This window comes from Stenotrophomonas daejeonensis, assembly GCF_001431505.1.
Taxonomy (GTDB): domain Bacteria; phylum Pseudomonadota; class Gammaproteobacteria; order Xanthomonadales; family Xanthomonadaceae; genus Stenotrophomonas; species Stenotrophomonas daejeonensis.
The window spans coordinates 83,389-107,338 of record NZ_LDJP01000016.1; the positions used below are offsets into that span (position 1 = coordinate 83,389).

17 protein-coding genes and 1 pseudogene are annotated in these 23,950 nt (G+C 69.8%); 10 read left to right on the forward strand and 8 right to left on the reverse strand.

The features are described from left to right. Positions 1-46 precede the first annotated feature (46 nt). Positions 47-1,876, reverse strand: coding sequence for an autotransporter domain-containing esterase (locus ABB34_RS03785; RefSeq protein WP_057639910.1), 1,830 nt, complete (start codon positions 1,874-1,876; stop codon positions 47-49). 138 nt (positions 1,877-2,014) lie between these two features. Here ABB34_RS03785 and thiS point away from each other — a divergent pair, with 138 nt between their 5' ends. From thiS to ABB34_RS03805, 4 genes are all read left to right on the forward strand, one after another. After that, a complete protein-coding gene (gene thiS / locus ABB34_RS03790; protein ID WP_057639911.1) occupies positions 2,015-2,215 on the forward strand; it encodes a sulfur carrier protein ThiS in 201 nt (66 codons plus the stop codon). A 136-nt stretch (positions 2,216-2,351) separates the two neighbouring features. Then, positions 2,352-3,146, forward strand: coding sequence for a thiazole synthase (locus ABB34_RS03795; RefSeq protein ID WP_057639912.1), 795 nt, complete (start codon positions 2,352-2,354; stop codon positions 3,144-3,146). After that, positions 3,146-3,898, forward strand: a complete 753-nt coding sequence (gene trmB / locus ABB34_RS03800) for a tRNA (guanosine(46)-N7)-methyltransferase TrmB (protein WP_057639913.1) — start codon at positions 3,146-3,148, stop codon at positions 3,896-3,898. Before ABB34_RS03795 ends, trmB begins: the two co-directional genes overlap by 1 nt. A 131-nt stretch (positions 3,899-4,029) precedes the next feature. Further along, positions 4,030-5,877, forward strand: coding sequence for an SLC13 family permease (locus tag ABB34_RS03805; protein WP_057639914.1), 1,848 nt, complete (start codon positions 4,030-4,032; stop codon positions 5,875-5,877). 90 nt (positions 5,878-5,967) lie between these two features. On the opposite strand, the gene ABB34_RS03810 is transcribed toward ABB34_RS03805, so the two are convergent. Then, on the reverse strand, positions 5,968-6,315 hold the full coding sequence (locus ABB34_RS03810) for a Rieske (2Fe-2S) protein (protein WP_057639915.1): 348 nt from the start codon (positions 6,313-6,315) through the stop codon (positions 5,968-5,970). A gap of 188 nt (positions 6,316-6,503) precedes the next feature. On the opposite strand from ABB34_RS03810, the gene ABB34_RS03815 reads away from it, so the two are divergent. From ABB34_RS03815 to ABB34_RS03835, 5 genes are all read left to right on the forward strand, one after another. After that, positions 6,504-6,776 (forward strand): hypothetical protein, encoded by a 273-nt coding sequence (locus ABB34_RS03815; protein WP_057639916.1) that lies wholly within the window; start codon positions 6,504-6,506, stop codon positions 6,774-6,776. 168 nt (positions 6,777-6,944) lie between these two features. After that, on the forward strand, positions 6,945-7,652 hold the full coding sequence (locus ABB34_RS03820) for a fumarylacetoacetate hydrolase family protein (RefSeq protein WP_057639917.1): 708 nt from the start codon (positions 6,945-6,947) through the stop codon (positions 7,650-7,652). A 58-nt stretch (positions 7,653-7,710) separates the two neighbouring features. Then, a complete protein-coding gene (mscL, locus tag ABB34_RS03825) occupies positions 7,711-8,124 on the forward strand; it encodes a large-conductance mechanosensitive channel protein MscL (RefSeq protein ID WP_057639918.1) in 414 nt (137 codons plus the stop codon). 323 nt (positions 8,125-8,447) lie between these two features. Beyond that, a complete protein-coding gene (locus ABB34_RS03830) occupies positions 8,448-9,863 on the forward strand; it encodes a M28 family peptidase (protein WP_057639919.1) in 1,416 nt (471 codons plus the stop codon). A 279-nt stretch (positions 9,864-10,142) separates the two neighbouring features. Next, positions 10,143-11,780 carry an NAD+ synthase gene (locus ABB34_RS03835; RefSeq protein WP_057639920.1) on the forward strand — a complete coding sequence of 546 codons (1,638 nt, stop codon included), beginning with the start codon at positions 10,143-10,145 and terminating at the stop codon, positions 11,778-11,780. A 157-nt stretch (positions 11,781-11,937) separates the two neighbouring features. On the opposite strand, the gene ABB34_RS03840 is transcribed toward ABB34_RS03835, so the two are convergent. From ABB34_RS03840 to cysD, 6 genes and pseudogenes are all read right to left on the reverse strand, one after another. Further along, complete coding sequence (locus tag ABB34_RS03840; protein ID WP_057639921.1) at positions 11,938-12,771, reverse strand: TrmH family RNA methyltransferase; 834 nt, start codon at positions 12,769-12,771, stop codon at positions 11,938-11,940. Beyond that, the gene (locus tag ABB34_RS03845; RefSeq protein WP_057639922.1) at positions 12,764-14,284 is read right to left on the reverse strand and encodes an alanine/glycine:cation symporter family protein; all 1,521 of its coding nucleotides are present in this window, start codon (positions 14,282-14,284) and stop codon (positions 12,764-12,766) included. The genes ABB34_RS03840 and ABB34_RS03845 overlap by 8 nt, the downstream gene beginning before the upstream one ends. A gap of 227 nt (positions 14,285-14,511) precedes the next feature. Then, positions 14,512-17,637 carry an efflux RND transporter permease subunit gene (locus tag ABB34_RS03850; RefSeq protein ID WP_057639923.1) on the reverse strand — a complete coding sequence of 1,042 codons (3,126 nt, stop codon included), beginning with the start codon at positions 17,635-17,637 and terminating at the stop codon, positions 14,512-14,514. Next, a complete protein-coding gene (locus tag ABB34_RS03855; RefSeq protein ID WP_057639924.1) occupies positions 17,634-18,704 on the reverse strand; it encodes an efflux RND transporter periplasmic adaptor subunit in 1,071 nt (356 codons plus the stop codon). The genes ABB34_RS03850 and ABB34_RS03855 overlap by 4 nt, the downstream gene beginning before the upstream one ends. A 396-nt stretch (positions 18,705-19,100) precedes the next feature. Continuing rightward, positions 19,101-20,954 (reverse strand): annotated as a pseudogene (gene cysN, locus ABB34_RS03860) (sulfate adenylyltransferase subunit CysN); the annotation flags it as partial. A gap of 26 nt (positions 20,955-20,980) precedes the next feature. Beyond that, complete coding sequence (gene cysD, locus ABB34_RS03865; RefSeq protein ID WP_057639926.1) at positions 20,981-21,892, reverse strand: sulfate adenylyltransferase subunit CysD; 912 nt, start codon at positions 21,890-21,892, stop codon at positions 20,981-20,983. Between the two features lie 194 nt (positions 21,893-22,086). On the opposite strand from cysD, the gene ABB34_RS03870 reads away from it, so the two are divergent. Next, positions 22,087-23,931, forward strand: a complete 1,845-nt coding sequence (locus ABB34_RS03870) for an assimilatory sulfite reductase (NADPH) flavoprotein subunit (protein ID WP_057639927.1) — start codon at positions 22,087-22,089, stop codon at positions 23,929-23,931. Positions 23,932-23,950 lie beyond the last annotated feature (19 nt).

Sequence of the window (23,950 nt, forward strand, 5' to 3'; positions counted from 1 at the left end):
GGCAAAAAGGCGGTGCCGCTTGTCGGCACCGCCTGCTTTCATCGGATCAGAAGCTGCCGCCGAAGCTGGCGAACAGGGTCGCGTCACGGGCCGACTTCTGCGCGGTGGTGGTGCTCAGGCCGATGTTGCTGTCCAGCCCCCACAACGTGATGCGCGCACCCAGCACGGCGCTGGCGTAGTTGCGGTCGAACTGCAGCCCCGGCACCTTGTAAGCGCCCACGTCGGCCATCGTCTGCAACCAGGCGCTGGCCTGCCGGCCGTCCTCGAACTCGTGGTCCCAGGTGACCTGCACGTAGGGACGGACGCTGCCGCCATCGAAACGCGCCTGCCAGCCGATGCGGCCCACGGTGGAATCCACCTCCTGGTCGCCATAGCCCAGCGCGGTGGCGCTGGCATTGCTTTCGACGTAACCATCGAGCTTGACCTTCTGCCAGGTGACGCCCGCCACCGGGCCGTGGCGGAAGCCGCCTTGCTGGCCGAACTCGTAGCCGGCGTTGAGCGCGGCGGTCAGGTTGCTGCCATCCGGCGAGCCCTTGTGCACGCGGGTGGCCGGGCCCAACTGCACCTTGCGGGCGACGTCATAGTCCAGCCAGCTGTAGCTGACCTGGCCGTTGACCCAGGTACGCTCGCCATACCAGCCGGCGAACAGGCCCAGGGTGGTATCGGACTGGGTGAAGTCGCCCTGGCTGTTGCCGAAATCGGCATCCATGCGGCCATAGCCGGCGAAGCCGCCGAATACCGTGCCGTTGCGCGCCCAATCGATGCCGAACAGGCCGGCCGGGGCCATGCCGTCGTACAGGTCGGCGTGGCCGTAACGCTGCATGTCGCCACGCACGTTGCCCCACCAACGCAGGCCGTCATCCTGCTGGCCGACCAGATGAGCACCGACCTGATCGGCACGGGCACGGCCGGTGGTCTGCGCCGAATGGCTCAGCACCTGCTGCAGGCGTGGTGCCTCGAGGATCGAGATGGCGTACTGGCCCAGGATCCGGTGCGCGGCGGTGGTCGGGTGCACGCCGTCGGCGAACACGTAGGCATCCGCTGCGCCGGGGCTGGCATAGCTCAGCGGGCTGCAGGTCAGCGACGACGCCGAGGCGCAGGCCATGTCGCTGACGTTGCTGAAGCCGTAGCTGCCGGGGTTGGCGACGATTTCCTGCAGGATGCTGAAGGTATCGACCGGGATCACCTGCAGGCCGGCCTGCTTCAGCCCGCCGAACAACGCGTCGTTGTAGGCCTTGGCCAGCGCGGTGCCCTGCGCCATCGCCACCGCGCCACCGGCGCGCGAAGACGGGGTCAGGCCGATGTCGGGCAGGTTCGGCACCATCACGTACTGCGCGCCGGCGCCTTCGAGCGTGGCGACCATGCCCACCTGGTCGGCCACCGCCGCACCGATGGTGGCCTGCGCCGGCGCGCCGGCAGCCACCGCGAACAGGTCGTTGGCGCCGCCCCACACGGTGTAGAGCGCATTGGCGTCGGCCTTGCCGCCATTGGCGGTCAGGTAGGCATTCAGCTGGGTCTTGAGCGACGGGGTGGCCGGCAGCATCGGGTTGAGCGGATTGGTGTTGTCCACGCCCACCCGCGCGCCGCCGGCGGCATAGTTGTCGCCGGTCTGGCCATTGCCATTGGGCATGGCATTGGTGCCGTAGTAATCGGCCAGATAATCGGACCAGACCCAGCCGGGGTTGGTGGTGAAACGGCCGACGATGGAAGCGCTGGGGTCAAGCTGCACCAGGACCGGGCGGTAATAGCCGGTGTCGGTCAGGCTGTCGCCGAAGAACACCGTCTTCGAGAACGGGGACTGCGCCAGTGCCGGTACGGCGGCAAGGGCAAGCGCCGCGGCAAGGGCCGAGCGCAAAGGACGGGACGGGAAACGCATGGGAGAACTCCTGGCGAACGAGGAAAGCGGCAGCGTACGCCGCCGCACGGTGTTAGTTTTTCATTACCCCACGGCGGGCTCACGCTGCACCGCGGCATCGGGCTGGGATTTTCCTCTTCCGCTGGCGAGAATGGCCGCATGAACATCCAGCTCAACGGCGAACCCCGCCAGTTTCCCGCTCCCCTGACCCTGGCCGCGCTGCTGGCCGCCGAAGGCCTGGCCGAACGCCGCGTGGCCGCGGAGGTCAACGGCGAGATCGTGCCGCGTGGCCGGCATGGCGAGCATCCGTTGAACGAGGGCGACGTGGTCGAGATCGTGCACGCGCTGGGCGGCGGCTGATTTCTCCCCCCAGTCGTAGGTGTGGGGCTTGCCCCACACGGAGCCTTGCCGGGGAAGCTCCATGCGGGGCAAGCCCCGCATCTACGGGGTAGCGCCACGCAACGCAGCGTTTGGCATGATCGGCGATAATCCGCGCATGAATGCACACGCCCCCACCGATTCGCTGGTCATCGCCGGCAAGACCTATGCATCCCGGCTGCTGACCGGCACCGGCAAGTTCAAGGATCTGGAAGAAACCCGACTGGCCACCGAGGCCGCCGGCGCGCAGATCGTCACCGTCGCCATCCGCCGCAGCAACATCGGCCAGAACCCGGGCGAACCCAACCTGCTCGACGTGCTGCCGCCGGACCGCTACACCATCCTGCCCAACACCGCCGGCTGCTACACCGCCGAAGACGCGGTGCGCACCTGCCGGCTGGCACGCGAGCTGCTCGATGGCCACAACCTGACCAAGCTGGAAGTGCTGGGCGATGCGAAGACCCTGTACCCGGACGTGGTGCAGACCCTCAAGGCCGCCGAGCAACTGGTCGCCGACGGTTTCGACGTCATGGTCTACACCTCCGACGATCCGATCCTGTGCAAGCGCCTGGAGGAAATCGGCTGCGCCGCGGTGATGCCGCTGGCCGCGCCGATCGGCTCGGGGCTGGGCATCCAGAACAAGTACAACCTGATCGAGATCATCGAGAACGCCAAGGTGCCGATCATCGTCGACGCCGGCGTCGGCACCGCCTCGGACGCGGCCATCGCGATGGAACTGGGTTGCGACGGCGTGCTGATGAATACCGCCATCGCCGGCGCGCGCAACCCGGTGCTGATGGCCGCCGCGATGCGCAAGGCGGTGCAGGCCGGGCGCGAGGCATTCCTGGCCGGGCGCATCCCGCGCAAGCGCCACGCCAGCGCCTCCTCGCCGGTGGACGGGTTGATCGGCTGATGACCAACCCGTTCGACAGCGCCGGCGCCAAGGCGCCGCCCAAGCCCTTCACCGTCACCGAGGGCCGCCGCGAGGTACGCAGCTTCGTGCTGCGCCAGGGCCGCTTCACCCCGGCCCAGCAGCGCGCGTTCGACGAACGCTGGCCGCGCTTCGGCATCGACTTCGACGGCCAGCCGCGCGACCTCGACGCCACCTTCGGCCGCAGCGCGCCCAAGGTGCTGGAGATCGGCTTCGGCAACGGCGCCGCGCTGCGCCATGCCGCGCGGTTCGACCCGTCCAAGGACTACATCGGCATCGAGGTCCACGCCCCCGGCGTCGGCCGCCTGCTCAACGCGCTGGCCGAGGACGACGCAAGCAACGTCCGGCTCTACCACCACGACGCGGTGGAAGTGCTGGAGAAGGAGATCGCCGACGGCGCGCTGGACGAGGTGCGCATCTACTTCCCCGACCCGTGGCACAAGAAGCGCCACAACAAGCGCCGCCTGGTGCAACCGGCGTTCGCCGCGCTGCTGGTGCGCAAGCTGCGCCCCGGCGGGCGGTTGCACTGTGCCACCGACTGGGAGAACTATGCCGAGCAGATGTGGGACGTGCTCGACGCCACCCCGGGGCTGGTCAACCGCGCCGGCCCGCGCGGCAGCGTGCCGCGCCCGGACTGGCGGCCGCAGACCCACTTCGAGACCCGCGGGCAGAAGCTGGGCCACGGCGTATGGGATTTGCTGTATGACAGGCAGGGAACAGGGAACGGGGACTGAGGGAATGAAACTGCCATGACGCTTTCACGTTCCAGCGGGGCCCTGCCAAGCGCAAGCGCCGGAAGCAACGCGCGGATGAAGGCACCTGCCCTCTTCCATTCCCGGTTCCCCGTTCCTCGTTCCCTGCCGTAATGGATACCGCGCTGACGCTGACCACCGACATGAAGCTCGTGCTCGGGCTGGTCGGCTTCACGATGGCGATGTTCCTGTTCGAGCGCATCCGCTCCGACGTGGTGGCGCTGGTGGTGATGGTGGTGCTGGGCGTGACCGGGCTGATCGCGCCGGAAGAAATCTTCGCCGGCTTCTCCGGCAACGCGGTGATGAGCATCATCGCCACCACCATCCTCGGCGCCGGGCTGGACCGCACCGGCGCGCTGAACCGGCTGGCCAGCTGGCTGCTGCGGCGCTCGCGCGGCATCGAGCAGCGCCTGCTGCTGCTGGCCAGCGCCACCGCCGGCATCAATTCCGCGTTCATGCAGAACACGTCGGTGATGGCGCTGTACCTGCCGGTGGCCGCGCGGCTGGCCTCGCGCAGCGGGCTCACCCTCAAGCGCCTGTTGATGCCGATCACCGCCGCCATCGTGATGGGCGGCGGGCTGACGATGGTCGGCAACTCGCCGCTGATCCTGCTCAACGACCTGCTGATCTCGGCCAACAACAACCTGCCCTCGGGCAGTGCCACCATCGAGCCGCTGCGGATGTTCGCGCCATTGCCGATCGGCGTGGCGCTGCTGGTCGCCTCGCTGCTGTACTTCCGTTTCCACGGCGACCGCAAGTCGCTGGCCGGAGAAGACGGCGACGGCGAAAGCCAGGCCCCGGCGCGCACCGAGAGCTACTTCGCCCGCGCCTATGGCATCGAGGGCGACGTGTTCGAGCTGACCGTCTCCACCGAAAGCCCGCTGGTCGGCATGACCGTCAGCGAGGCCGAGAACCTGTTCGACGCGCCGCTGCTGCTGGCGCTGAAGACCGGCAGCGACACCCGCCTGGCGCCGCCGGCGGACATGCGCATCTGGGTCGGCAGCGTGATCGGCGCGATGGGCCCGCGCCAGCAGGTGGCCGACTTCGCGCAGAACCAATTCCTGCGCATGTCCTCGCGCCTGCGCAATCTCGGCGACCTGTTCAACCCCAGCCGTGCCGGCATTTCCGAGGCGGTGATCCCACCGACCTCGAAGCTGATCGGCAAGACCGCCGGCCAGTTGCGCCTGCGCAAGGAGCGCGGCATCAGCCTGCTGGCGATCAACCGCGACAAGCAGGTGATCCGCGAGGACGTGCGCAACGTGGCGCTGCGCGCCGGCGACATGCTGGTGTTCCACAGCATCTGGCAGGACCTTTCCGCCGCGGCGGAAAGCCGCGATTTCGTGGTGGTCACCGACTACCCGAAGGGCGAGCAGCGCCCGCACAAGTTCAAGATCGCGATGGCGATCTTCGCCATCACCATCATCATCGCCCTGACCTCGCGGCTGCCGGTGGCGCTGACCCTGCTCACCGGCGTGGCCGGCATGCTGCTCACCGGCGTGCTGCGCATGGACGAGGCCTATGCGTCGATCAGCTGGAAAACCATCTTCATGATGGCCGGGTTGATCCCGCTGGGCTGGGCGATGGATTCCAGCGGCGCGGCGGCGTGGGTGGCCGGGCACACCATCGACAAGCTGCCCGACGGCATCCCGATATGGGTGCTGGAACTGGCGCTGGCGCTGCTGACCACCGCCTTCTCGCTGGTCATCAGCCACGTCGGCGCCACCATCGTCACCGTGCCGATCGCGGTCAACCTGGCGCTGGCCGCTGGCGGCAATCCCACTGCATTCGCACTGATCGTGGCCCTGTCGGCCTCCAACAACCTGATGACCGCCTCCAACCCGGTCATTTCGATGGTGATGGGCCCGGCCAAGTACACCCCGCGCGAGATGTGGCGCATCGGCGCGCCGCTGTCGCTGCTCTACACGGTGATCGTGGTGGTGATGATCAACATCATGTTCTAGGAGGGGCGACCCGTGGATGCGGGGCTTGCCCCGCATGGGCATTACCGGGAGAGCCATGTGCCGGGCAAGCCCGGCACCTACGGTCACCACTCAACCCAGCACCACCATGCCGTCCTCCACCCGCACCGGCACCGCGCGCAGCGCATCGCCCTTGCACGGGCCGGCCACGCAGCACCCGCCCTGCAGTTCGAACGCGGCGCCATGCACCGCGCAGACCAGGTGGCCGTCACCGCTCTTCAGGAACTGGCCCGGCGCCCAGTCAAGGTTGCGGCCGGCATGCGGGCAGACATTGAGCCACGCCCGTACCTGCCCGCCGTCGCGGTAGAGGATCAGCGGCTCGGCATCCCCGTCGATCACCGCCTCGGCGGCATGGAAACCCTGGTCGGGCAAGGCATCGAGCGGAACCAGCTCGACTGGCGTGGAGGCGTTGGCTGACATGGCGATACGCGCGGAGACAGGGATTGATTGTCGCATGGGCCGGCAACGGGCACGGTGCGCGGGGCTTGCCGCGAGGGGCGACAGGACGCCGGTGCCCGCCTGCGCGCCGACCGGATTTAACGACAACTTCACGCAATACCCCTCCCCAGCACCGATACTGCCCTTTGCCATACCGTCATCCTTCCGTCATGCAGACCCGTTACTTCCAGTTCGCCCATCTCCGCAACCTGTTCGCGCCGCGCAAGCCGCGCAACCCGTTGCTGCGGGTCGTGCTGGGCCTGCTGGGCCTGGCGATCCTCGCGGTGCTGGTGGTGGCCGGCGTGGTCGTCGGCGCGGCGATGATCCTGATCGGGCTGGCGTGGAAACTGCTGGCCGCGCGCAAGGCCCGCAAGGCCGCCGGCAACGTGATGGATGGCGAATACCGGGTGGTGCGCAAGCCGGCGCTGCCCGGCACGCATTGACCTCTGCATCCCGGTAACGCTTGTTTGCGGTAGCGCCCGACCGTTGGTCGGGTGGCGATGGTTGCCACCAAATACCAGTGCCGACCAACGGTCGGCACCCACCGGCGCTATCTGCACCCTTTCATCCTCCGGCATCATGGCGCCTGCCCATCGCTTTCCGGACGACCCATGACCGACCTGATCCCCGCCCCGCCCGTGCCGCGCATCCCGGTGGCCGGCGGCGGCACCTTCCCGGTGCACCGCATCTACTGCGTGGGCCGCAACTTTGCCGACCACGCGCGCGAGATGGGCGCCAGCGCCCCGGCCTCGGCGGCCGGGCGCGGCCAGCCGATGTTCTTCATGAAGCCGGCCGATGCCATCGTCACCGACGGCGCGGCGGTGCCCTACCCGTCCGCCACGTCCGAGCTGCACCACGAAGTCGAACTGGTGGTCGCGCTGGGCAAGGATGCGCCGGCCGGCGTGCTGCCGGTCGCCGAAGCCATGGCGCTGGTGCTGGCCTGCGGCGTGGGCCTGGACCTGACCCGCCGCGACCTGCAGGCCGCGGCCAAGGCCAAGGGCGGGCCGTGGGACATCGCCAAGGGCTTCGACCACTCCGCGCCGGTCGGCGAACTGGTGCCGATCGCGCAGGTGGGCGAACTGGCGACGCTGGAATTGTCGCTGGAAGTCAACGGCGAGCCGCGCCAGCGCTCCACCCTCGACAACCTGATCTGGAACGTGCCGGAAATCCTGCACGAGCTGTCGAAACTCTACGCGCTGCGCGCCGGCGACCTGGTGTTCATGGGCACGCCCGCCGGCGTGGCCGCGCTGCAACCGGGCGACCGCTTCAGCGCGCGCCTGGGCGACGTCGCCCGCTGCGACGGCGTGATCGCCGGATGAACCCGCGCCGGGGTAGTCTGTGCCGGCTCCCTTTCATGCATGCCTACAGGAGAAACACATGGGAATGATGGCTGAATTCAAGGAATTCGCGATGCGCGGCAACGTCATCGACCTGGCGGTCGGCGTCGTGATCGGCGGCGCGTTCGGCAAGATCGTCAGCTCGCTGGTGGACAAGGTGATCATGCCGCCGATCGGCTGGCTGATCGGCAACGTCGACTTCTCCGACCTGGTCTGGACGCTGGCCCCGGCCAAGGTGGCCGCCGACGGCAGCGAGATTCCGGCGGTGGTGATCGGCTATGGCGACTTCATCAACACCCTGATCCAGTTCGTCATCGTCGCCTTCGCCATCTTCATGCTGGTCAAGGTGGTCAACAAGCTCTCGCGCAAGAAGGAAGAAGCCCCCGCCGCACCGGCCGAGCCGAGCGAGGAAGTGCTGTTGCTGCGCGAGATCCGCGACAACCTGAAGAAGTGACCCTCCGGGCACGCTGTTCGCTGTCAAGCTCCGGCAGCAAGTAGGCCGGGGTTACATCCCCGGCGCTTTCCGATTCATGGCGTCGGGGACGTGGCCCCGACCTACCCGACTGCAACGTAGGAGCGCACTTCAGTGCGCGATGAAGCATCCCCGGGAAGGCCCCATCGCGCACTGAAGTGCGCTCCTACGGACAGAAGCGATGACCTCCAGCACGTTTCACCTCGAAGCCGCGGGCGTATGCTCGCGGCTTTGCCGTTTGCGAATCCCTCGCAAGAGCACCGCACACTCCATGTGCGGGAATCCAACTTGACCCGGAGCCGCCCATGCGCCGTCTTGCCTTCGCCATCGCCGCCGTGCTCGCCTGCGCCAACGCGCAGGCCGCGCCCACCCGCATTCCCGAGCAGGCGCTGGCACAGGCCGCGCAACTGCGCGAGCAGGCACTGGCCGACGATACCGGCTGGAAGGTGGTCGAGGCGCTGACCACCGAGGTCGGCCCGCGCCTGGCCGGCAGCGAGGCCGACGCGCGCGCGGTGGAATGGGCCAAGGCGCGGTTCAAGGCGCTGGGCTTCGACAAGGTGTGGACCGAGCCGGTCACCTTCCCCAAGTGGGAGCGCCGTGGCGAACGCGCCGAGGTACTGGGCGCGCATGCGCAGCCGTTGTCCATCACCGCGCTGGGCGGCAGCCCCGGTGGCAGCGCCGAGGGCGAGGTCGTGCGCTTCGACGGCCTCGATGCCTTGAAGGCCGCGCCGGCAGGTTCGCTGGCCGGCAAGATCGCCTTCATCGACTACCAGATGAGCCGCAGCCGCAACGGCATGGACTACGGCATCGGCGGCACCGTCCGCAGCCAAGGGCCATCGGAGGCGATCCGCAAGGGCGCGGTGGGCTACATCATGCGCTCGGCCGGCACCGATTCGCACCGCGTGCCGCATACCGGCATCACCCACTTCGATGAGGGCCTGACGCCGGTGCCGTCGGCGGCGCTGGCGATGCCCGACGCCGACCAGCTGGCGCGGCTGGTCGCGCGCGGCCCGGTCCGCATCCGCATGGCGCTGGATTGCGGCTGGGACGGCAGCTACACCTCGCAGAACGTGATCGGCGAGATCACCGGCCGCGAGTTGCCGCAGGAAGTGGTGGTGATCGGCGGCCACCTCGACTCGTGGGACCTGGGCACCGGCGCGATCGACGATGCCGCCGGCGTCGGCATCACGATGGCCGCCGGCCACCTGATCGGCCAGCTCGAGCAGGCACCCAGGCGCACCATCCGGGTGATCGCCTTCGCCAACGAGGAGCAGGGCCTGCACGGCGGCTTCGCCTATGCCGCCGCGCGGGCGAAGGCCGGGGAGATCCCGTTGCAGCACATCGGTGCGGAAAGCGACTTCGGCGCCGGCCGCATCTATGCGTTCAATACCGGCTCGGGCAACCCCGACGGCTCGCGCGAGGCCACCGCGCAGATCGCGCAGGCGTTGGCGCCGCTGGGTATCGAATACCGCCCCGACGAGGGCGGGCCGGGGCCGGACATCATTCCGCTGGCGTCCAAGGGCGGCGCCTGGGCCTGGCTGGCGCAGGACGGCACCGACTATTTCGACCTGCACCACACCGCCGACGACACCCTGGACAAGATCGACCCGAAGGCGCTGGCGCAGAACGTGGCCGCCTACACCGTGTTCGCCTACCTGGCCGCCGAGGCCGAGGGCGGCTTCGGCAGCGAGGCGAAGGACGTGGTACCGCCGCAGGAGTGACGCACCCGAAAACCCCTCTCCCTCCGGGGCGAGGCCGCACAGTTTACGCGCCACTGGCGCGTGTGCGGTTGAGCGCCCACGGCAGGGGCGCGGTGCGGGGGATTGGGAAAGGGTACGGGGCGAAGCCTCCGTGGAATTTGGCTACACCAGGCTTCGCCCGAACCCTCATCCACCCCTTCGGGGCACCTTCTCCCGAAGGGAGTAGGGAAAAACTCCCTCGCGCACCAAGGTGCGCTCCTACGGGATAATGCGGGCACCGCACAGCAAGGCAGCCGCTCCATGTCCCGTTCCCTCCGCATCGCCCTGGCGCAGCTCGATTTCCCGGTCGGCGACGTCGCCGGCAACAGCGCGCGCATCGTCGAATCGATGCAGGTCGCGCGCGACGAATACGGTGCCGACGTGGTGCTGTTCCCCGAGCTGGCGATCAGCGGTTATCCGCCGGAGGACCTGCTGCTGCGCCCGTCCTTCCTGCGCGACTGCGAACAGGCACTGGCGCGCATCGCCGCGCACGCGCAGGGCATCGTCGCCGTGGTCGGCTGGCCGCAGGACGCCGGCGCGGTGACCTACAACGCCGCCAGCGTGCTGCGCGACGGCGCCATCGCCGCCACCTACCGCAAGCGCGAGCTGCCCAACTACGCGGTGTTCGACGAACGCCGCTATTTCGACGTCGATCCGGATGGCGGCGACTGCGTGTTCGAGGTCGCCGGGGTGAAGCTCGGGCTGCTGGTCTGCGAGGACCTGTGGTTCGCCGAGCCGCTGGCCGCCACCGTCGCCGCAGGCGCCGAACTGGTGCTGGTGGCCAACGCTTCGCCCTACGAGCGCGGCAAGCATGCCCAGCGCGATGCGCTGCTGGCCGAGCGCAGCCGCGACGGCGGCATCGGCATCGCCTACGTCAACAACGTCGGCGGGCAGGACGCGCTGGTGTTCGATGGCTCGTCGGTGGTCGCCGACGGCGACGGCACGGTGCACCCGGCGGCGGTGGCGTTCGCCGAGGAAATGCTGGTGGTCGAGTACGACGCCGATGCGCGCGCGTTCACCCCGCTGCGTTGGATCGACGACGGCGACGAAAGCATGGACGCGCTGGCCTGGCGCGCGGTGACCCGCGGCATCGCCGACTACTGCCGCAAGAACGGCTTCGGCAAGGTCTGGCTGGGACTGTCCGGCGGCATCGACTCGGCGCTGGTGCTGGCACTGGCGGTCGATGCGCTCGGTGCTGACAACGTCACCGCCGTCGCCCTGCCCTCGCGCTACACCGCCGGCCTGTCCAACGACCTGGCCGCCGAGCAGTGCCGCGCATTGGGCGTGAAGCTGGAAACGGTGCCGATCGAGCCGGCGTTCCAGGGGCTGATGCAGTCGCTGTCGGCGCTGTTCGACGGCCTGCCCGGCGACGTCACGGAGGAAAACCTGCAATCGCGCAGCCGCGGCGTGATCCTGATGGCGCTGGCCAACAAGTTCGGCGGGCTGCTGCTGACCACCGGCAACAAGAGCGAGTACGCGGTCGGCTACGCCACCATCTACGGCGACATGTGCGGCGGCTACGCGCCACTCAAGGACCTGTACAAGACCGAAGTCTACGGGTTGGCGAAGTGGCGCAACACGGTGGGCGGTGCGCCGGTGATCCCGCCGGCGGTGATCGCGCGCGCGCCCTCGGCCGAACTGCGCGAGAACCAGACCGACCAGGATTCGCTGCCGGCCTACGACGTGCTCGATGGCATCCTCTACCGCTACGTCGACCAGGAGCAGTCGCGCGAGGACATCGTCACCGCCGGCTACGCGCCCGAGGTGGTGGACCGGGTGCTGCGGCTGGTGCGCACCAGCGAGTGGAAGCGCCATCAGGCCGCGCCGGGGCCGAAGGTGTCGCGCAGGGCATTCGGCCGCGAGCGCCGCTACCCGATCAGCAATGGCTATCGGGGTTGAGGGCAGTCGCCCGAGGACACGGTAGGTGCCGGGCTTGCCCGGCACGAGGCTTCGCCGGTGAAGCCCATGCGGGGCAAGCCCCGCATCTACGATGAACCCGGCATCCTTGCGCAATACCGACGGGCTTCGCTGGTGACTTGCGTCGCTCCTGTTGGTGTCATTGACGGCGCCGCCAGCCCGACAGGAACACCGCAGTGGCCGCGGCCACGTTCAGGCTCTCCACCGCGCCGGTGCCGGGAATCGACAGGCGCAGCTCGCAATGCTGGGCCAGCGTGCGGTCCATGCCCTCGCCTTCGGCGCCCATCACGTAGGCCATGCGCGCCGGCAGCGGCGTGGCGAACAGGTCGTCGCCGCCTTCGACCAGGGTGGCGGCCAGCGCGAAGCCGGCCCCGCGCAGTTGCGCCAACGCCTGCGGCAGCAGCGGCAGGCGCACCAGCGGCACGTGCTCGGCGCCGCCTTCGGCCACGCGCGCGGCGGCGCCGGACAGGCTCAGCGAAGACTCGGCCGGCAGCAGGATGCCAGCCACCCCGAAGTGCGCGGCCGAGCGCAGGATCGCGCCGAAGTTGTGCGGGTTGCCGACGCCGTCCAGCCACAGCGCCAGCGCCGGGCCGTCGCCCAGCGTGGCCAGCCACGCCGCCAGCGACAGCGGCTCGGTGCGCAGCACGTCGGCCACCACGCCTTCGTGGTGGGTGGTGGCGGCGAGCTTGTTGAGGTCGCCCTCGCCGACCACGCGGTAGCCGACGCGGTTGGCCACGCACCACTTGAGCAGCGGCTGCAGGCGCGGGATCAGCGCCTCGGCCAGGTACAGCTTGCGCAGCGCCTGCGGGCGCCGGGCGAACATCGCCCGCACCGCGTTGACGCCGTACAGGCGCAGCTCGTCGCTGCCGCGCAACGGCACCCCGGCCGCGGCCGGCGGCGCGCCGGGCGCTGCAGGCGGCGTGGCGCGCGGCGGGCGCGCGGATGGGCGCCGGTTGTTCCAGGGGTTATTCACCGCGCGCCGCCTCGCTCCTGCGCTCCACCCAGTAGTTCGCGTTGCGGATGCCCACCGCGTCCGGGTCGAACACCGGGTCCAGGCCCAGCTTCTTCTGCCGTTCGTAGTCGCGCAGCGCCAGCATCGCCGGCTTCTGCAGGATGAAGATCGCGATGACGTTCAGCCACGCCATCAGGCCGACGCCGATGTCGCCCAGCGACCATGCCATCCTGGCGTCGTGGAACGCACCGAACACCACCATGCCGATGATGCCCAGCCGCAGCAGCAGGGTCGCCAGCGGATGGGTGCGGCGGGTGCCGGCGATGTAGGTCAGGTTGGTCTCGGCCATGTAGTAGTAGGCCATGATCGTGGTGAAGGCGAAGAAGAACAGCGCCAGCGCGACGAAGCCCGCGCCCCAGCCCGGCAGCACCGATTCCACCGCCGCCTGGGTGTACTGCGCACCATCGGAGGGTTGCAGGCCCGGCACGCCGGAGACGATGGCTTCCAGCGTCTCCTTGCCGCCGTCCCTGACCACCCGGAAGGTGTTGTACATGCCGGTGGAGAGCACCAGGAACGCGGTGGACGTGCACACCAGCATGGTGTCGAAGTAGATCGCGAAGGCCTGCACGTAACCCTGCTTGGCCGGGTGCGAGACCTCGGCGGCGGCGGCCGCGTGCGGGCCGGTACCCTGGCCGGCCTCGTTGGCGTAGACACCGCGCTTGACGCCCCAGGCGATGGCCTGGCCGATGATCGCGCCGAACGCGGCGTGCGCACCGAACGCGCTGGAGAAGATGTCGGAGAACATCTTCGGCACCTTGTCGGCGTTGAGCACCATCACCGTGACCGCCATCAGGATGAAGGCCAGCGCCATGAACGGCACCACCACCTCGGCGAAGGTGGCGATGCGCTTGATGCCGCCGAAGATGATCGCCCCCAGCAGCAGCGCCACGGCGATGCCCGCCCACAGCTTGAACATCCCGGTACCGCCGACCGCGGCGCAACCATCGGTGCCGCACAGCACGTTGGCCGCGCTGTCGGCGATGGCGTTGGCCTGCACGCCCGGCATCAGGAAGCCGGCGGCGATGATCGTGGCGACGGCGAAGGCGACGGCGTACCACTTCAGGCCCATCGCCTTCTCGATGTAGTAGGCCGGGCCGCCGCGGTAGCGGCCCTCGGCGTCCTTGACCTTGTAGATCTGCGCCAGCGTGCACTCCACGTAGGACGTGGCCGCGCCGAGGAAGCCCATCACCCACATCCAGAAGATCGCGCCGGGGCCGCCATAGGCAATCGCGGTGGCGACGCCGGCGATGTTGCCGATGCCCATGCGCCCGGCCATCGACACGGCCAATGCCTGGAACGAGGACACGCCGGCGTCGGACTTCTCGCCGCGCACGGTGAGCCGGCACATCTCGGCGAAGCCGCGCACCTGCAGGAAGCGCGTGCGCAGGCTGAACCACAGCGCCGCGCCCAGGCACATGAAGATGAGCGCATTGCTCCAGATGATGTCGTTGACGAACTGGACGATGGATTCCACGTATTTCCCCGGATGGTCTGACGGCGATGGTTGCCGATGTCAGGAAGCGGCGATTCTTCCACGATTCAGCATGGATGTGCACCTGAATGGCGTAGATGCGGGGCTTGCCCCGCATGAAGTACACAGGCATCGGGCCTGTCTGGAACAAGGCATCACCGGGAAAGCTTCATGCGGGGCAAGCCCCGCATCTACGGTGCCGGCCAATGCCGGCACCCGCCACGGCGCGATCAGGCATGCCCGCCCACCGAGGGCGTTTCCCGTTCCTGTTTGGCCAGCTCGTTGGCCACGGTTTCCGGCGAGCGGGTGTACGGCGCCAGCAGCGCGTAGAACGCCGGCACCACGAACAGCGACAGGAAGGTGGACACGGCGACGCCGAAGATCACCACGATGCCGATGGTGCCGCGGCTGGCCGAACCGGGGCCGCCGGCCAGCACCAGCGGCACCGCGCCGACGATGGTGGCGATGGAGGTCATCAGGATCGGGCGCAGGCGCACCGTGGCCGATTCGACGATGGCCCGGTGCACGTCGCGGCCCTCGTCGCGCAACTGGTTGGCGAACTCGACGATCAGGATGCCGTTCTTGGCCGCCAGGCCCACCAGCATCACGATGCCGATCTGGCTGAACAGGTTGAGCGTGCCGCCGCTGAGGTACAGGCCGACGAAGGCGCCGAGCACGCCCAGCGGCACGGTGAGCATGATTACCAGCGGGTGGATGAAGCTCTCGAACTGCGCGGCCAGCACCAGGTACACCACCAGCAGCGCCATCGCGAAGGTCAGCAGCACCGCGCCGCCGGCCTTCTGGTATTCGCGCGACTCGCCCTTCCAGTCGATCTGCGCGTATTCGGGCAGTTCCTCGCGCGCGGCCTGCTGCACCCAGTCGATGGTTTCGCCCAGGGTATGGCCGGGGGCGATGCCGGCGCTGATGGTGATCGAACGCAGCCGGTTGAAGCGGTTCAGGGTGCCGGCCTCGGCCACCTCGCTGAGCGTGACCAGGTTGGACAGCGGCACCAGTTCGCCCGAGCGCGCGCGCACCTGGATGGCCGACAGGTCGGCCGGCGAGGCGCGGCCGTCGCGGCTGGCCTGCACCAGCACGTCGTACTCCTCGCCGTTGTCGACGAAGGTGGTGACGCGGCGCGAGCCCATCATCGTCTCCAGTGCGCGGCCGATGTCGGTGACGCTGATGCCGAGGTCGGCGGCGCGCTGGCGGTCGATGTTCACCCGCATCTGCGGCCGGGTTTCCTTGTAGTCCGAGTCGGCGCCGACCAGGCCGGGGTAGTCGGCCATGCGCGCCAGCAGACGGTCGCGCCACTGCGCGATCTCGGCGTATTCCGGCCCGCCCAGCACGATCTGGAACGGCTGGCCGAAGCTGCGCACCAGCCCGCCGCCCACCTGGGTGCGCACGCGCACCCCGCTCAGGCCGTTGAGCTCGCCCTGCAGCGCGTTGGCGACGTCGGCGGTGGCCTGGTGGCGCTGCCGCCACGGTTGCAGGAACACGCTGATGCGGCCGGTGTGCATTTCCTCGCTGTTGCCCCAGCCGCCGGGCACGCGCGGGTTGGCGCGCACGATGGGCTCGTCGGGGCCGACGAAGCGGCCGACGATCTGCTCCACCTGCTGCACCTGGCCGACGGTGTAGTCGAAGCCGGCGCCCTCGGGGCCGTCGATCATGATTTGGAACGAGCCGCGGTCCTCGGCCGGCGCCAGTTCCGAGGGCAACTGCGTGAACAGGCCCCAGCTGGCGCCCAGTGCGGCCAGCATCACCAGCCCGAACACCCAGCTGCGCTGCACGTGGCGATCGAGCACGCGCCCGTAGGCCGCGGCCAGCCGCGCCAGCTGGCGGTTGATGAAGCCATTGAGGCGGTTGCCCTTCCGCTCGCTGTGCGGGCGCAACAACTTGGAAGCCATCATCGGCGTCAGCGTCAGCGCGACGAACGCCGACAGCGCCACCGCCGCGGCCAGCGCGACGGCCAGCTCGCGGAACAGGCGGCCGGTGTTGCCTTCGAGGAAGCCCACCGGCAGGAACACCGCCACCAGCACCGCGGTGGTGGCGATCACCGCGAACGCCACCTGCGCGGTGCCGCGGCGGGCGGCCACCAGCGGCGGTTCGCCGAGGTCGATGCGGCGCTGCACGTTCTCGACCACGACGATGGCGTCGTCCACCACCAGGCCGATGCACAGCACCAGCGCCAGCAGGGTGAACAGGTTGATCGAGAAGCCGAAGGCGAACAGCGCGATGAACGCGGCCACCAGGCACACCGGCACCGTCACCGCCGGGATCAGCGCCGCGCGCAGGCTGCCCAGGAACAGCCAGATCACCACCAGCACCAGCACCATCGCCTCGATCAGGGTGGCGTAGACGCGCTCGACCGCCGCCTCGATGAAGGTGGTGTTGTCGAAGGCGACGAAGATGCTGGTGCCCTGCGGCAGGGTCGCGGCGATGCGCTCGGCCTCGGCGCGGGTGGCGCGGGCCACGTCCAGCGCGTTGGCGGTGGAGGTCTTGACGATGCCCAGGCCGATGCCCGGCTCGCCGTTGCTGCGGTAGTAGGCGCGGCGCTCGGCCGAGGCCAGCTCGACCTTGGCCACGTCGCCCAACCGCACCACGTAACCGTCGGCGCCCTTGCCCAATGGAATGCTGGCGAAATCGGCCGGGGCCACGTAGCTGCGCTCCACGCGCAGGGTGAAGTCGCGGTCGGCCGATTCGATGCGCCCGGCCGGCAGCTCCACGTTCTCGTTGCGCAGCGCGGTCTCCACCTCGGCCACGGTCAGACCGCGCGCGGCCAGCTGGTCGCGGTCCAGCCAGATGCGCATGGCGTAGCGCTGGCGGCCGCCGATGCGCACCTGGGCCACGCCGTCGATGCTGGAGAAACGGTCCACCACGTAGCGCTCGGCGTAGTCGCTCAGTTCCAGCGTGTCCATCGCCGAGGACGCCATGTTGAACCAGATGATCGCGTCGGCGTCGCTCTCGACCTTGGCGATCTCCGGCGGCCGCGCCTCCTCGGGCATGCGGTCGGCGACGCGGCTGACCGCGTCGCGCACGTCGTTGGCGGCGGCCTCGATGTCGCGGTTGGCGGTGAACTCGATGCTCACCGAGGCGCGGCCGTTGGTGCTGCGCGCGTTGATGGTGTCGATGCCCTCGATGCCGGCCAGCGCGTCCTCCAGCACCTGGGTGATGCGGCTTTCGATCACCGCCGCCGAGGCGCCGGTGTAGTCCACCGACACCGAGACGATCGGTGGGTCGATGGCCGGCAGCTCGCGCAGGGTGAGCCGGTTGAACGACATCACCCCCAGCACCACCAGCAGCAGGCTCATCACCACGGCCAGCACCGGCCGCTTGATCGACAGGTCCGACAGCTTCATCCGGCGCTGGCCTCCGTGGCCGGCGCGGCCGCGGCATCCTCGATGCGCAGGCCCGGGCGCAGCTTGCCGGTGCCGTCCACGACGATGCGGTCACCGGCCTCCAGCCCTTCGACGATCTCGACCACGCCGGCGCGGCGGGTGCCGGTGCGCACGTCCACCCGCTCGACCGTGGCGTCGTCCCCGACCCGGTAGACGAACGAATCGCGCCCGACCTGCACCACCGCGATCTCGGGGATCACCAACGCCTGCCGCTCGGGGCGGAACACGCGCACGTCCAGCAGCATGCCCGGGCGCAGCGCGTGGTCCGGGTTGGGGAAATCGGCGCGCACGGTGACCGCGCGGCTGCCGGGGTCGACCCGCGCATCGACGGTGCTGACCTCGCCGTCGAAATTGCGCCCGGGCCAGGCGATGCTGCTGCCGCTGACCTTGTCGCCGGGCTTGAGCGAGGCCAGCTCGGCCTCCGGCACCTGGAAGTCGACGTGCATGCGCGACAGGTCGTCCAGCGTGGCGATCACCGTGGTCGGGGTGACCAGCGAACCGGGGCTGACCTGGCGGATGCCGAGCACGCCGGCGAACGGCGCGCGTACCTGGCGGTCGGTGACGTCGGCGCGCATCTGCCGCACCCGCGCCTCGGCGGCGTCGCGGATCGATTTCTGCGTATCCAGCGTGGAACTGGCGACCAGCTGCTGGGTGGCCAGCTCGCTCTGCCGCCGGTACAGGCGGTCGGCCTCGTCGAAGGTCGCCTGTGCCTGCGCCAGCGCAGCCTGCTGCGCGTCCACCCGCAGCGTCACCAGCGGCGCCCCGGCGGCCACTTCCTGGCCGCTGCGGAAATGCACCGTGTCGATGATCTCGCTGACCTTGGCGGTGACGACCACCGATTCGCGCGCCTTGGCGGTGCCGATGGCCTGCAGGGTGTCGTTCCAGGCCGAGGCCCGGACCACCTGGGTGGTGACCGGCACCGCGCCCGCCTGCGCGCGCGGCGCTTCGTTCCCCTCCTTGCCGCAACCGGCCAATGCCAGCGCCAGCACCATGCCACCGGCCACGGTGGCGGCAAAACGTCGCAACATGCCCAATTCCGTCAGATACCCGATCCGGCAGTCTAGCCGGGCCATGTGACGACCGGATGTGCCATTGGGTGGGGCGCTCCCTTCCCCTTCCTGATGAATCCGGTGGGTGCCTGAACCCGGCGGGAGCCGACCGTTGGTCGGCGCTCTCGGCCGGTTCGCGGCAAGCCCCACGGCGCTGCGCGCCGTCGCCCGGCCAACGGTCGAGCGCCACCGGGGTGAGGTGCCGTAGGTCGGGGTTACACCCCTGACGCACGGGATACGGGAGTACCGACGTCGGCGGAAGATGCCCCGCAGGGGTGGATGCGGGGCGAACGTAGCCAGTGACGGTGAACCCTCTGGACTCCGTCTGCCCCTCACCCCAACCCCTCTCCCGGGGGGGGAGGGGCTTTCAAGGCCTCAGCGCAGCACCAGCCGCACTACCTGGTCGACCATCGCGTCCAGCGCCTCGCCATCGGCGTACAGGTGCAGCTCCGGGTTCTCCGGGGCCTCGTAGGGCGAATCGATGCCGGTGAAATTGGGGATCTGCCCGGCGCGCGCCTTGCGGTACAGGCCCTTGACGTCGCGCGATTCGGCCACCTCCAGCGGCACGTCGACGAACACCTCGATGAACTCGCCTTCGGCGAAGCGCTCGCGCGCCATCTGTCGCTCGGCGCGGAACGGGGAGATGAAGCTGACCAGCACGATCAGCCCGGCGTCGGCCATCAACCGCGCCACCTCGGCGACGCGGCGGATGTTCTCCACCCGGTCCTCGTCGGTGAAGCCGAGGTCGCGGTTCAGGCCGTGGCGGACGTTGTCGCCGTCGAGGATGAAGGTATGGCAGCCGCGCGCATGCAGGCGCTTTTCCACCTGGTTGGCGATGGTGGACTTGCCGGCGCCGGACAGGCCGGTGAACCACAGCACCTTCGGCGTCTGCCCCTTGATCCGCGCGCGCGCGGCCTTGTCCACGTCCAGGTGCTGCCAGTGCACGTTGCCGGCGCGGCGCAGGGCGAAGTCCAGCGTGCCGGCGGCGACGGTGGCGTTGCTCTGGCGGTCGATCAGGATGAAGCCGCCCAGCGCGCGGTTGCGCACGTAGGGCTCGAAGGCGATCGGCTCGTCCAGCGACAGGTTGCAGTAGCCGACCTCGTTCAGCTCCAGCCGCTTGGCCGCCAGCTTCTCCTGCGTGTTCACGTCGACGCGGTGCTTGATCTCGCTGACGCTCACCGCCACGGTGCGGCTGCCGATCTGCAGCCAGTACGGGCGGCCGGGCAGCAGCGCGGCATCGTCCATCCACAGCACGTGCGCGGCGAACTGGTCGGCCACTTCCGGCGGGTCGCCGGCGGCGGCGATGACGTCGCCGCGGCTGACGTCGATCTCGTCGGCCAGGGTCAGCGTCACCGCTTGCCCGGCGACGGCCACGTCCAGCGGGCCGTCCGGCCCCAGCACCTGCCTGACCGTGGAACGGCGCGCCGACGGCAGCACCACCACCGCGTCGCCGGCGCGCACCTGCCCGGCGGCGAGGGTGCCGGCGAAGCCGCGGAAATCCTGGTTCGGGCGGTTGACCCACTGCACCGGCAGGCGCAGGCCGCTGGCCGCGTCGTGGTCGGCGAGCTCCACCGCGTCCAGGTGTTCGAGCAGGCCGGGACCGGCGTACCACGGCATCAGCGCCGAGCGCGTGGACAGGTTCTGCCCTTCCAGCGCCGACAGCGGGATGACCTGCACGTGGGCGATGCCCAGCTGCGCGGCCAGCGCGCGGTATTCGTCGGCGATGCGCTCGAACACGCCCTGGTCGTAATCGACCAGGTCCATCTTGTTGACCGCCAGCACCACCTGGCCGATGCCCAGCAGCGAGATGATGTAGCTGTGGCGGCGGGTCTGCTGCAGCAGGCCCTTGCGCGCGTCCACCAGCACCACCGCCAGGTCGGCGGTGGAGGCACCGGTGGCCATGTTGCGGGTGTACTGCTCGTGGCCGGGGCAGTCGGCGACGATGTACTTGCGGCGGTCGGTGTCGAAGTAGCGGTAGGCCACGTCGATGGTGATGCCCTGCTCGCGCTCGGCGGCCAGCCCGTCCAGCAGCAGCGCGTAGTCAATGCGCTCGCCTTGGGTGCCGTGGCGGCGGCTGTCGGCCTCCAGCGCGGCCAGCTGGTCGTCGAACAGGCGCTTGCTCTCGTACAGCAGGCGCCCGATCAGCGTGCTCTTGCCGTCGTCGACGCTGCCGCAGGTGATGAAGCGCAGCAGCGGCTTGGATTCGTGTTGCTGCAGGTAGGTGGAGATGTCGGAAGACGTGGCGACCGCGTTCATCAGAAATAGCCCTCCAGCTTCTTCTTCTCCATCGAGGCGGACTGGTCGTGGTCGATCACCCGGCCCTGCCGCTCGGAGCTGGTCGAGACCAGCATCTCGGCGATGATCTTCTCCAGCGAGTCGGCTTCCGATTCGATGGCGCCGGTCAGCGGGTAGCAGCCCAGCGTGCGGAAGCGCACCTTGCGCAGCTGCGGCACTTCGCCCGGGCGCAGCGGCAGGCGTTCGTCGTCGACCATGATCAGGCTGCCGTCGCGCTCGACCACCGGGCGCTCGGCGGCCAGATACAACGGCACCACCGGGATGTTCTCGCGGTAGATGTAGAGCCAGATGTCCAGCTCGGTCCAGTTGGACAGCGGGAAGGCGCGCACGCTCTCGCCGGCGTGGATGCGGGCGTTGTACAGGTTCCACAGCTCCGGGCGCTGGTTCTTCGGGTCCCAACGGTGGCGGTCGTTGCGGAACGAGAACACCCGCTCCTTGGCCCGCGACTTCTCCTCGTCGCGGCGCGCGCCGCCGATGGCCGCGTCGAACTTCCACTTGTCCAGCGCCTGCTTCAGGCCCTGGGTCTTCATCACGTCGGTGTGCACGGCCGCGCCGTGGGTGACCGGACCGATGCCCTGGGCGATGCCGTCCGGGTTGATGTGCACGCGCAGGTCCACGCCGGTCGCGGCGGCGCGGCGGTCGCGGAAGGCGATCATCTCGCGGAACTTCCAGCGCGTGTCCACGTGCAGCAGCGGGATCGGCGGCACCCCCGGCGCGAACGCCTTGAGCAGCAGGTGCAGCAGCACCGAGCTGTCCTTGCCCACCGAATACAGCAGCACCGGGTTGGCGAAGCCGGCCGCGACCTCGCGCAGGATGTGGATGCTCTCGGCTTCCAGCCGGTCCAGGTGCGACAGCGGTGCGGTAACGGTCATTGCGGGTGGGCGATCTGCGCGAAGGGGAAAAGGGTAGCAGCGTGGCCGGGCGGTCCCCCGGCAGGGCGGCCAGTGTGGGCATTGGCCGGCGGCGGCAGAAATAAACGCATGGCATGAAGCGATAACCGTCCATCCTTTCCGCCACGCGCGACGGCTGCCTAGCATCGGCCATCCACCTCCAGACCGGACAGGACATGACCGCCGCCGCTGCCACCGTGCCACCCAGCCCCCTGCCCGAAGACCGCCGGGTCCTGCTGACGCGCCTGGTGGACGGCCTGGACGGCAACAGCCTGTGGTGGCTGTCCGGCTTCGCCGCCGGGCTGGCGCAGGGCCACCCGCCGCCGTCGCTGGCGCTGGTCCAGCCCGCCCAGCCGGCCACGCAGGCTGCCGGGCGGCTGACCATCGTCTACGGCAGCCAGACCGGCAACGCGCGCCGCAGCGCCGAACAGCTGGCCGCCGAGAGCGAAGCCGCCGGCCTGTCGGTGCGCCTGCTGCGCGCCGATGCCTACCCGACCCGCGAGCTGGCCGGCGAGCGCCTGCTCTACGTCGTCATCAGCACCCAGGGCGAAGGCGACCCGCCGGACGACGCCATCGGCTTCGTCGAGTTCCTCAACGGCCGGCGCGCGCCCAAGCTGCCGGAGCTGAAATACGCGGTGCTGGGCCTGGGCGATTCCAGCTACGCCGATTTCTGCGGCATCGGCCGCAAGCTGGACGCGCGGCTGGCCGAACTCGGCGCCCAGCGCCTGCAGGCGCTGGGCGAGGCCGACCTCGACATCGACACCGTGGCCACGCCGTGGCGCGCCAAGGCATTGGCCGACGCCCGCGAGACGCTGGGCAATGCCGCCGTGCCCGCCGCCAGCAACGTCACCCCGCTGCGCCACGGCCAGGCCAGCGCGTGGAGCGCGCAGCACCCGTTCAACGCCGAGCTGCTGTCGCGGCAACTGGTCAGCGGCCGCGACTTCAAGGGCCCGGCGTTCGCCGTGCAGGCCGGCATCGACAAGCGCGTGCACCACCTCGAGCTGTCGCTGGAAGGCAGCGGCCTGCAGTACGAACCGGGCGATGCGCTGGGCATCATCCACCGCAACCCGCCGCGGCTGGTCGATTCCATCCTCGCCGCCACCGGGCTGGATGGCGACGCCACGGTCGAGCACGATGGCCACGCGCGGCCGCTGGCGCAATGGCTGGCCGAACACCGCGAACTGACCCGCATCTCGCGCCCGCTGCTGGCCACCGTGGCCGAGCGCGGCGGCAACGCCGAGCTGGCCGCGCTGCTGGAACCGGCGCACGCCGGCGAGCTGGCTGCCGTGTTCGGCGACCACCAGCTGGTCGACGTGCTGCAGCGCTGGCCGGCCGACTGGGACGCCGCCGCGCTGGTGGCGGCGCTGCGCCCGGCCGCGCACCGCCTGTACTCCATCGCCTCCAGCCGCAAGCGCGTGGGCGAGGAAGTGCACCTGACCGTGGACGAGCTGGCCTACGCCGCGCACGGCCGCGACCACCTCGGCGCCGCCAGCGGTTTCCTCGCCGCACTGGAAGAAGGCGCGCCGGTGCCGGTGTTCGTCGAACCGAACGAACGCTTCCGGGTGCCGGCCGACGCCAGCCGCGACATCATCATGGTCGGCCCCGGCACCGGCGTGGCGCCGTTCCGCGGCTTCGTGCAGGAGCGCGCCGAGAGCGGCGCGGCGGGCCGCAACTGGCTGTTCTTCGGCGCGCGCCACTTCAACAGCGAGTTCCTCTATCAGGTCGAGTGGCAGGAAGCCCTGCAGAAAAAGGAACTGCACCGCCTCGACCTGGCCTTCTCCCGCGACCAGGCCGAGAAGATCTACGTGCAGCAGCGCCTGCGCGAGCAGGGCCGCGAACTGTACGACTGGCTGCAGAACGGCGCGCACTTCTACGTGTGCGGTGCCATCGGCATGGGCAAGGACGTGCACGCCGCGCTGCTGGAGATCGTCGCCAGCCACAACGGCGGCGACGCCGAGGCGGCGGCCGAGTACCTGTCCAGCCTGCAGCGCGAAGGCCGCTACGCCCGCGACGTCTACTGATCCCCTCCAGATTCCCCGT

Excerpts from the sequence above, each read along its gene's own strand:
- trmB (WP_057639913.1), top strand. The coding sequence starts at position 3,146 with ATGACCAACCCGTTCGACAGCGCCGGCGCCAAGGCGCCGCCCAAGCCC.
- mscL (WP_057639918.1), top strand. The coding sequence starts at position 7,711 with ATGGGAATGATGGCTGAATTCAAGGAATTCGCGATGCGCGGCAACGTC.
- cysD (WP_057639926.1), bottom strand. The coding sequence starts at position 21,892 with ATGACCGTTACCGCACCGCTGTCGCACCTGGACCGGCTGGAAGCCGAG.
- ABB34_RS03815 (WP_057639916.1), top strand. The coding sequence starts at position 6,504 with ATGCAGACCCGTTACTTCCAGTTCGCCCATCTCCGCAACCTGTTCGCG.
- ABB34_RS03820 (WP_057639917.1), top strand. The coding sequence starts at position 6,945 with ATGACCGACCTGATCCCCGCCCCGCCCGTGCCGCGCATCCCGGTGGCC.
- ABB34_RS03810 (WP_057639915.1), bottom strand. The coding sequence starts at position 6,315 with ATGTCAGCCAACGCCTCCACGCCAGTCGAGCTGGTTCCGCTCGATGCC.
- ABB34_RS03830 (WP_057639919.1), top strand. The coding sequence starts at position 8,448 with ATGCGCCGTCTTGCCTTCGCCATCGCCGCCGTGCTCGCCTGCGCCAAC.
- ABB34_RS03855 (WP_057639924.1), bottom strand. The coding sequence starts at position 18,704 with ATGTTGCGACGTTTTGCCGCCACCGTGGCCGGTGGCATGGTGCTGGCG.
- ABB34_RS03850 (WP_057639923.1), bottom strand. The coding sequence starts at position 17,637 with ATGAAGCTGTCGGACCTGTCGATCAAGCGGCCGGTGCTGGCCGTGGTG.
- thiS (WP_057639911.1), top strand. The coding sequence starts at position 2,015 with ATGAACATCCAGCTCAACGGCGAACCCCGCCAGTTTCCCGCTCCCCTG.
- ABB34_RS03870 (WP_057639927.1), top strand. The coding sequence starts at position 22,087 with ATGACCGCCGCCGCTGCCACCGTGCCACCCAGCCCCCTGCCCGAAGAC.
- ABB34_RS03835 (WP_057639920.1), top strand. The coding sequence starts at position 10,143 with ATGTCCCGTTCCCTCCGCATCGCCCTGGCGCAGCTCGATTTCCCGGTC.
- ABB34_RS03805 (WP_057639914.1), top strand. The coding sequence starts at position 4,030 with ATGGATACCGCGCTGACGCTGACCACCGACATGAAGCTCGTGCTCGGG.
- ABB34_RS03795 (WP_057639912.1), top strand. The coding sequence starts at position 2,352 with ATGAATGCACACGCCCCCACCGATTCGCTGGTCATCGCCGGCAAGACC.
- ABB34_RS03785 (WP_057639910.1), bottom strand. The coding sequence starts at position 1,876 with ATGCGTTTCCCGTCCCGTCCTTTGCGCTCGGCCCTTGCCGCGGCGCTT.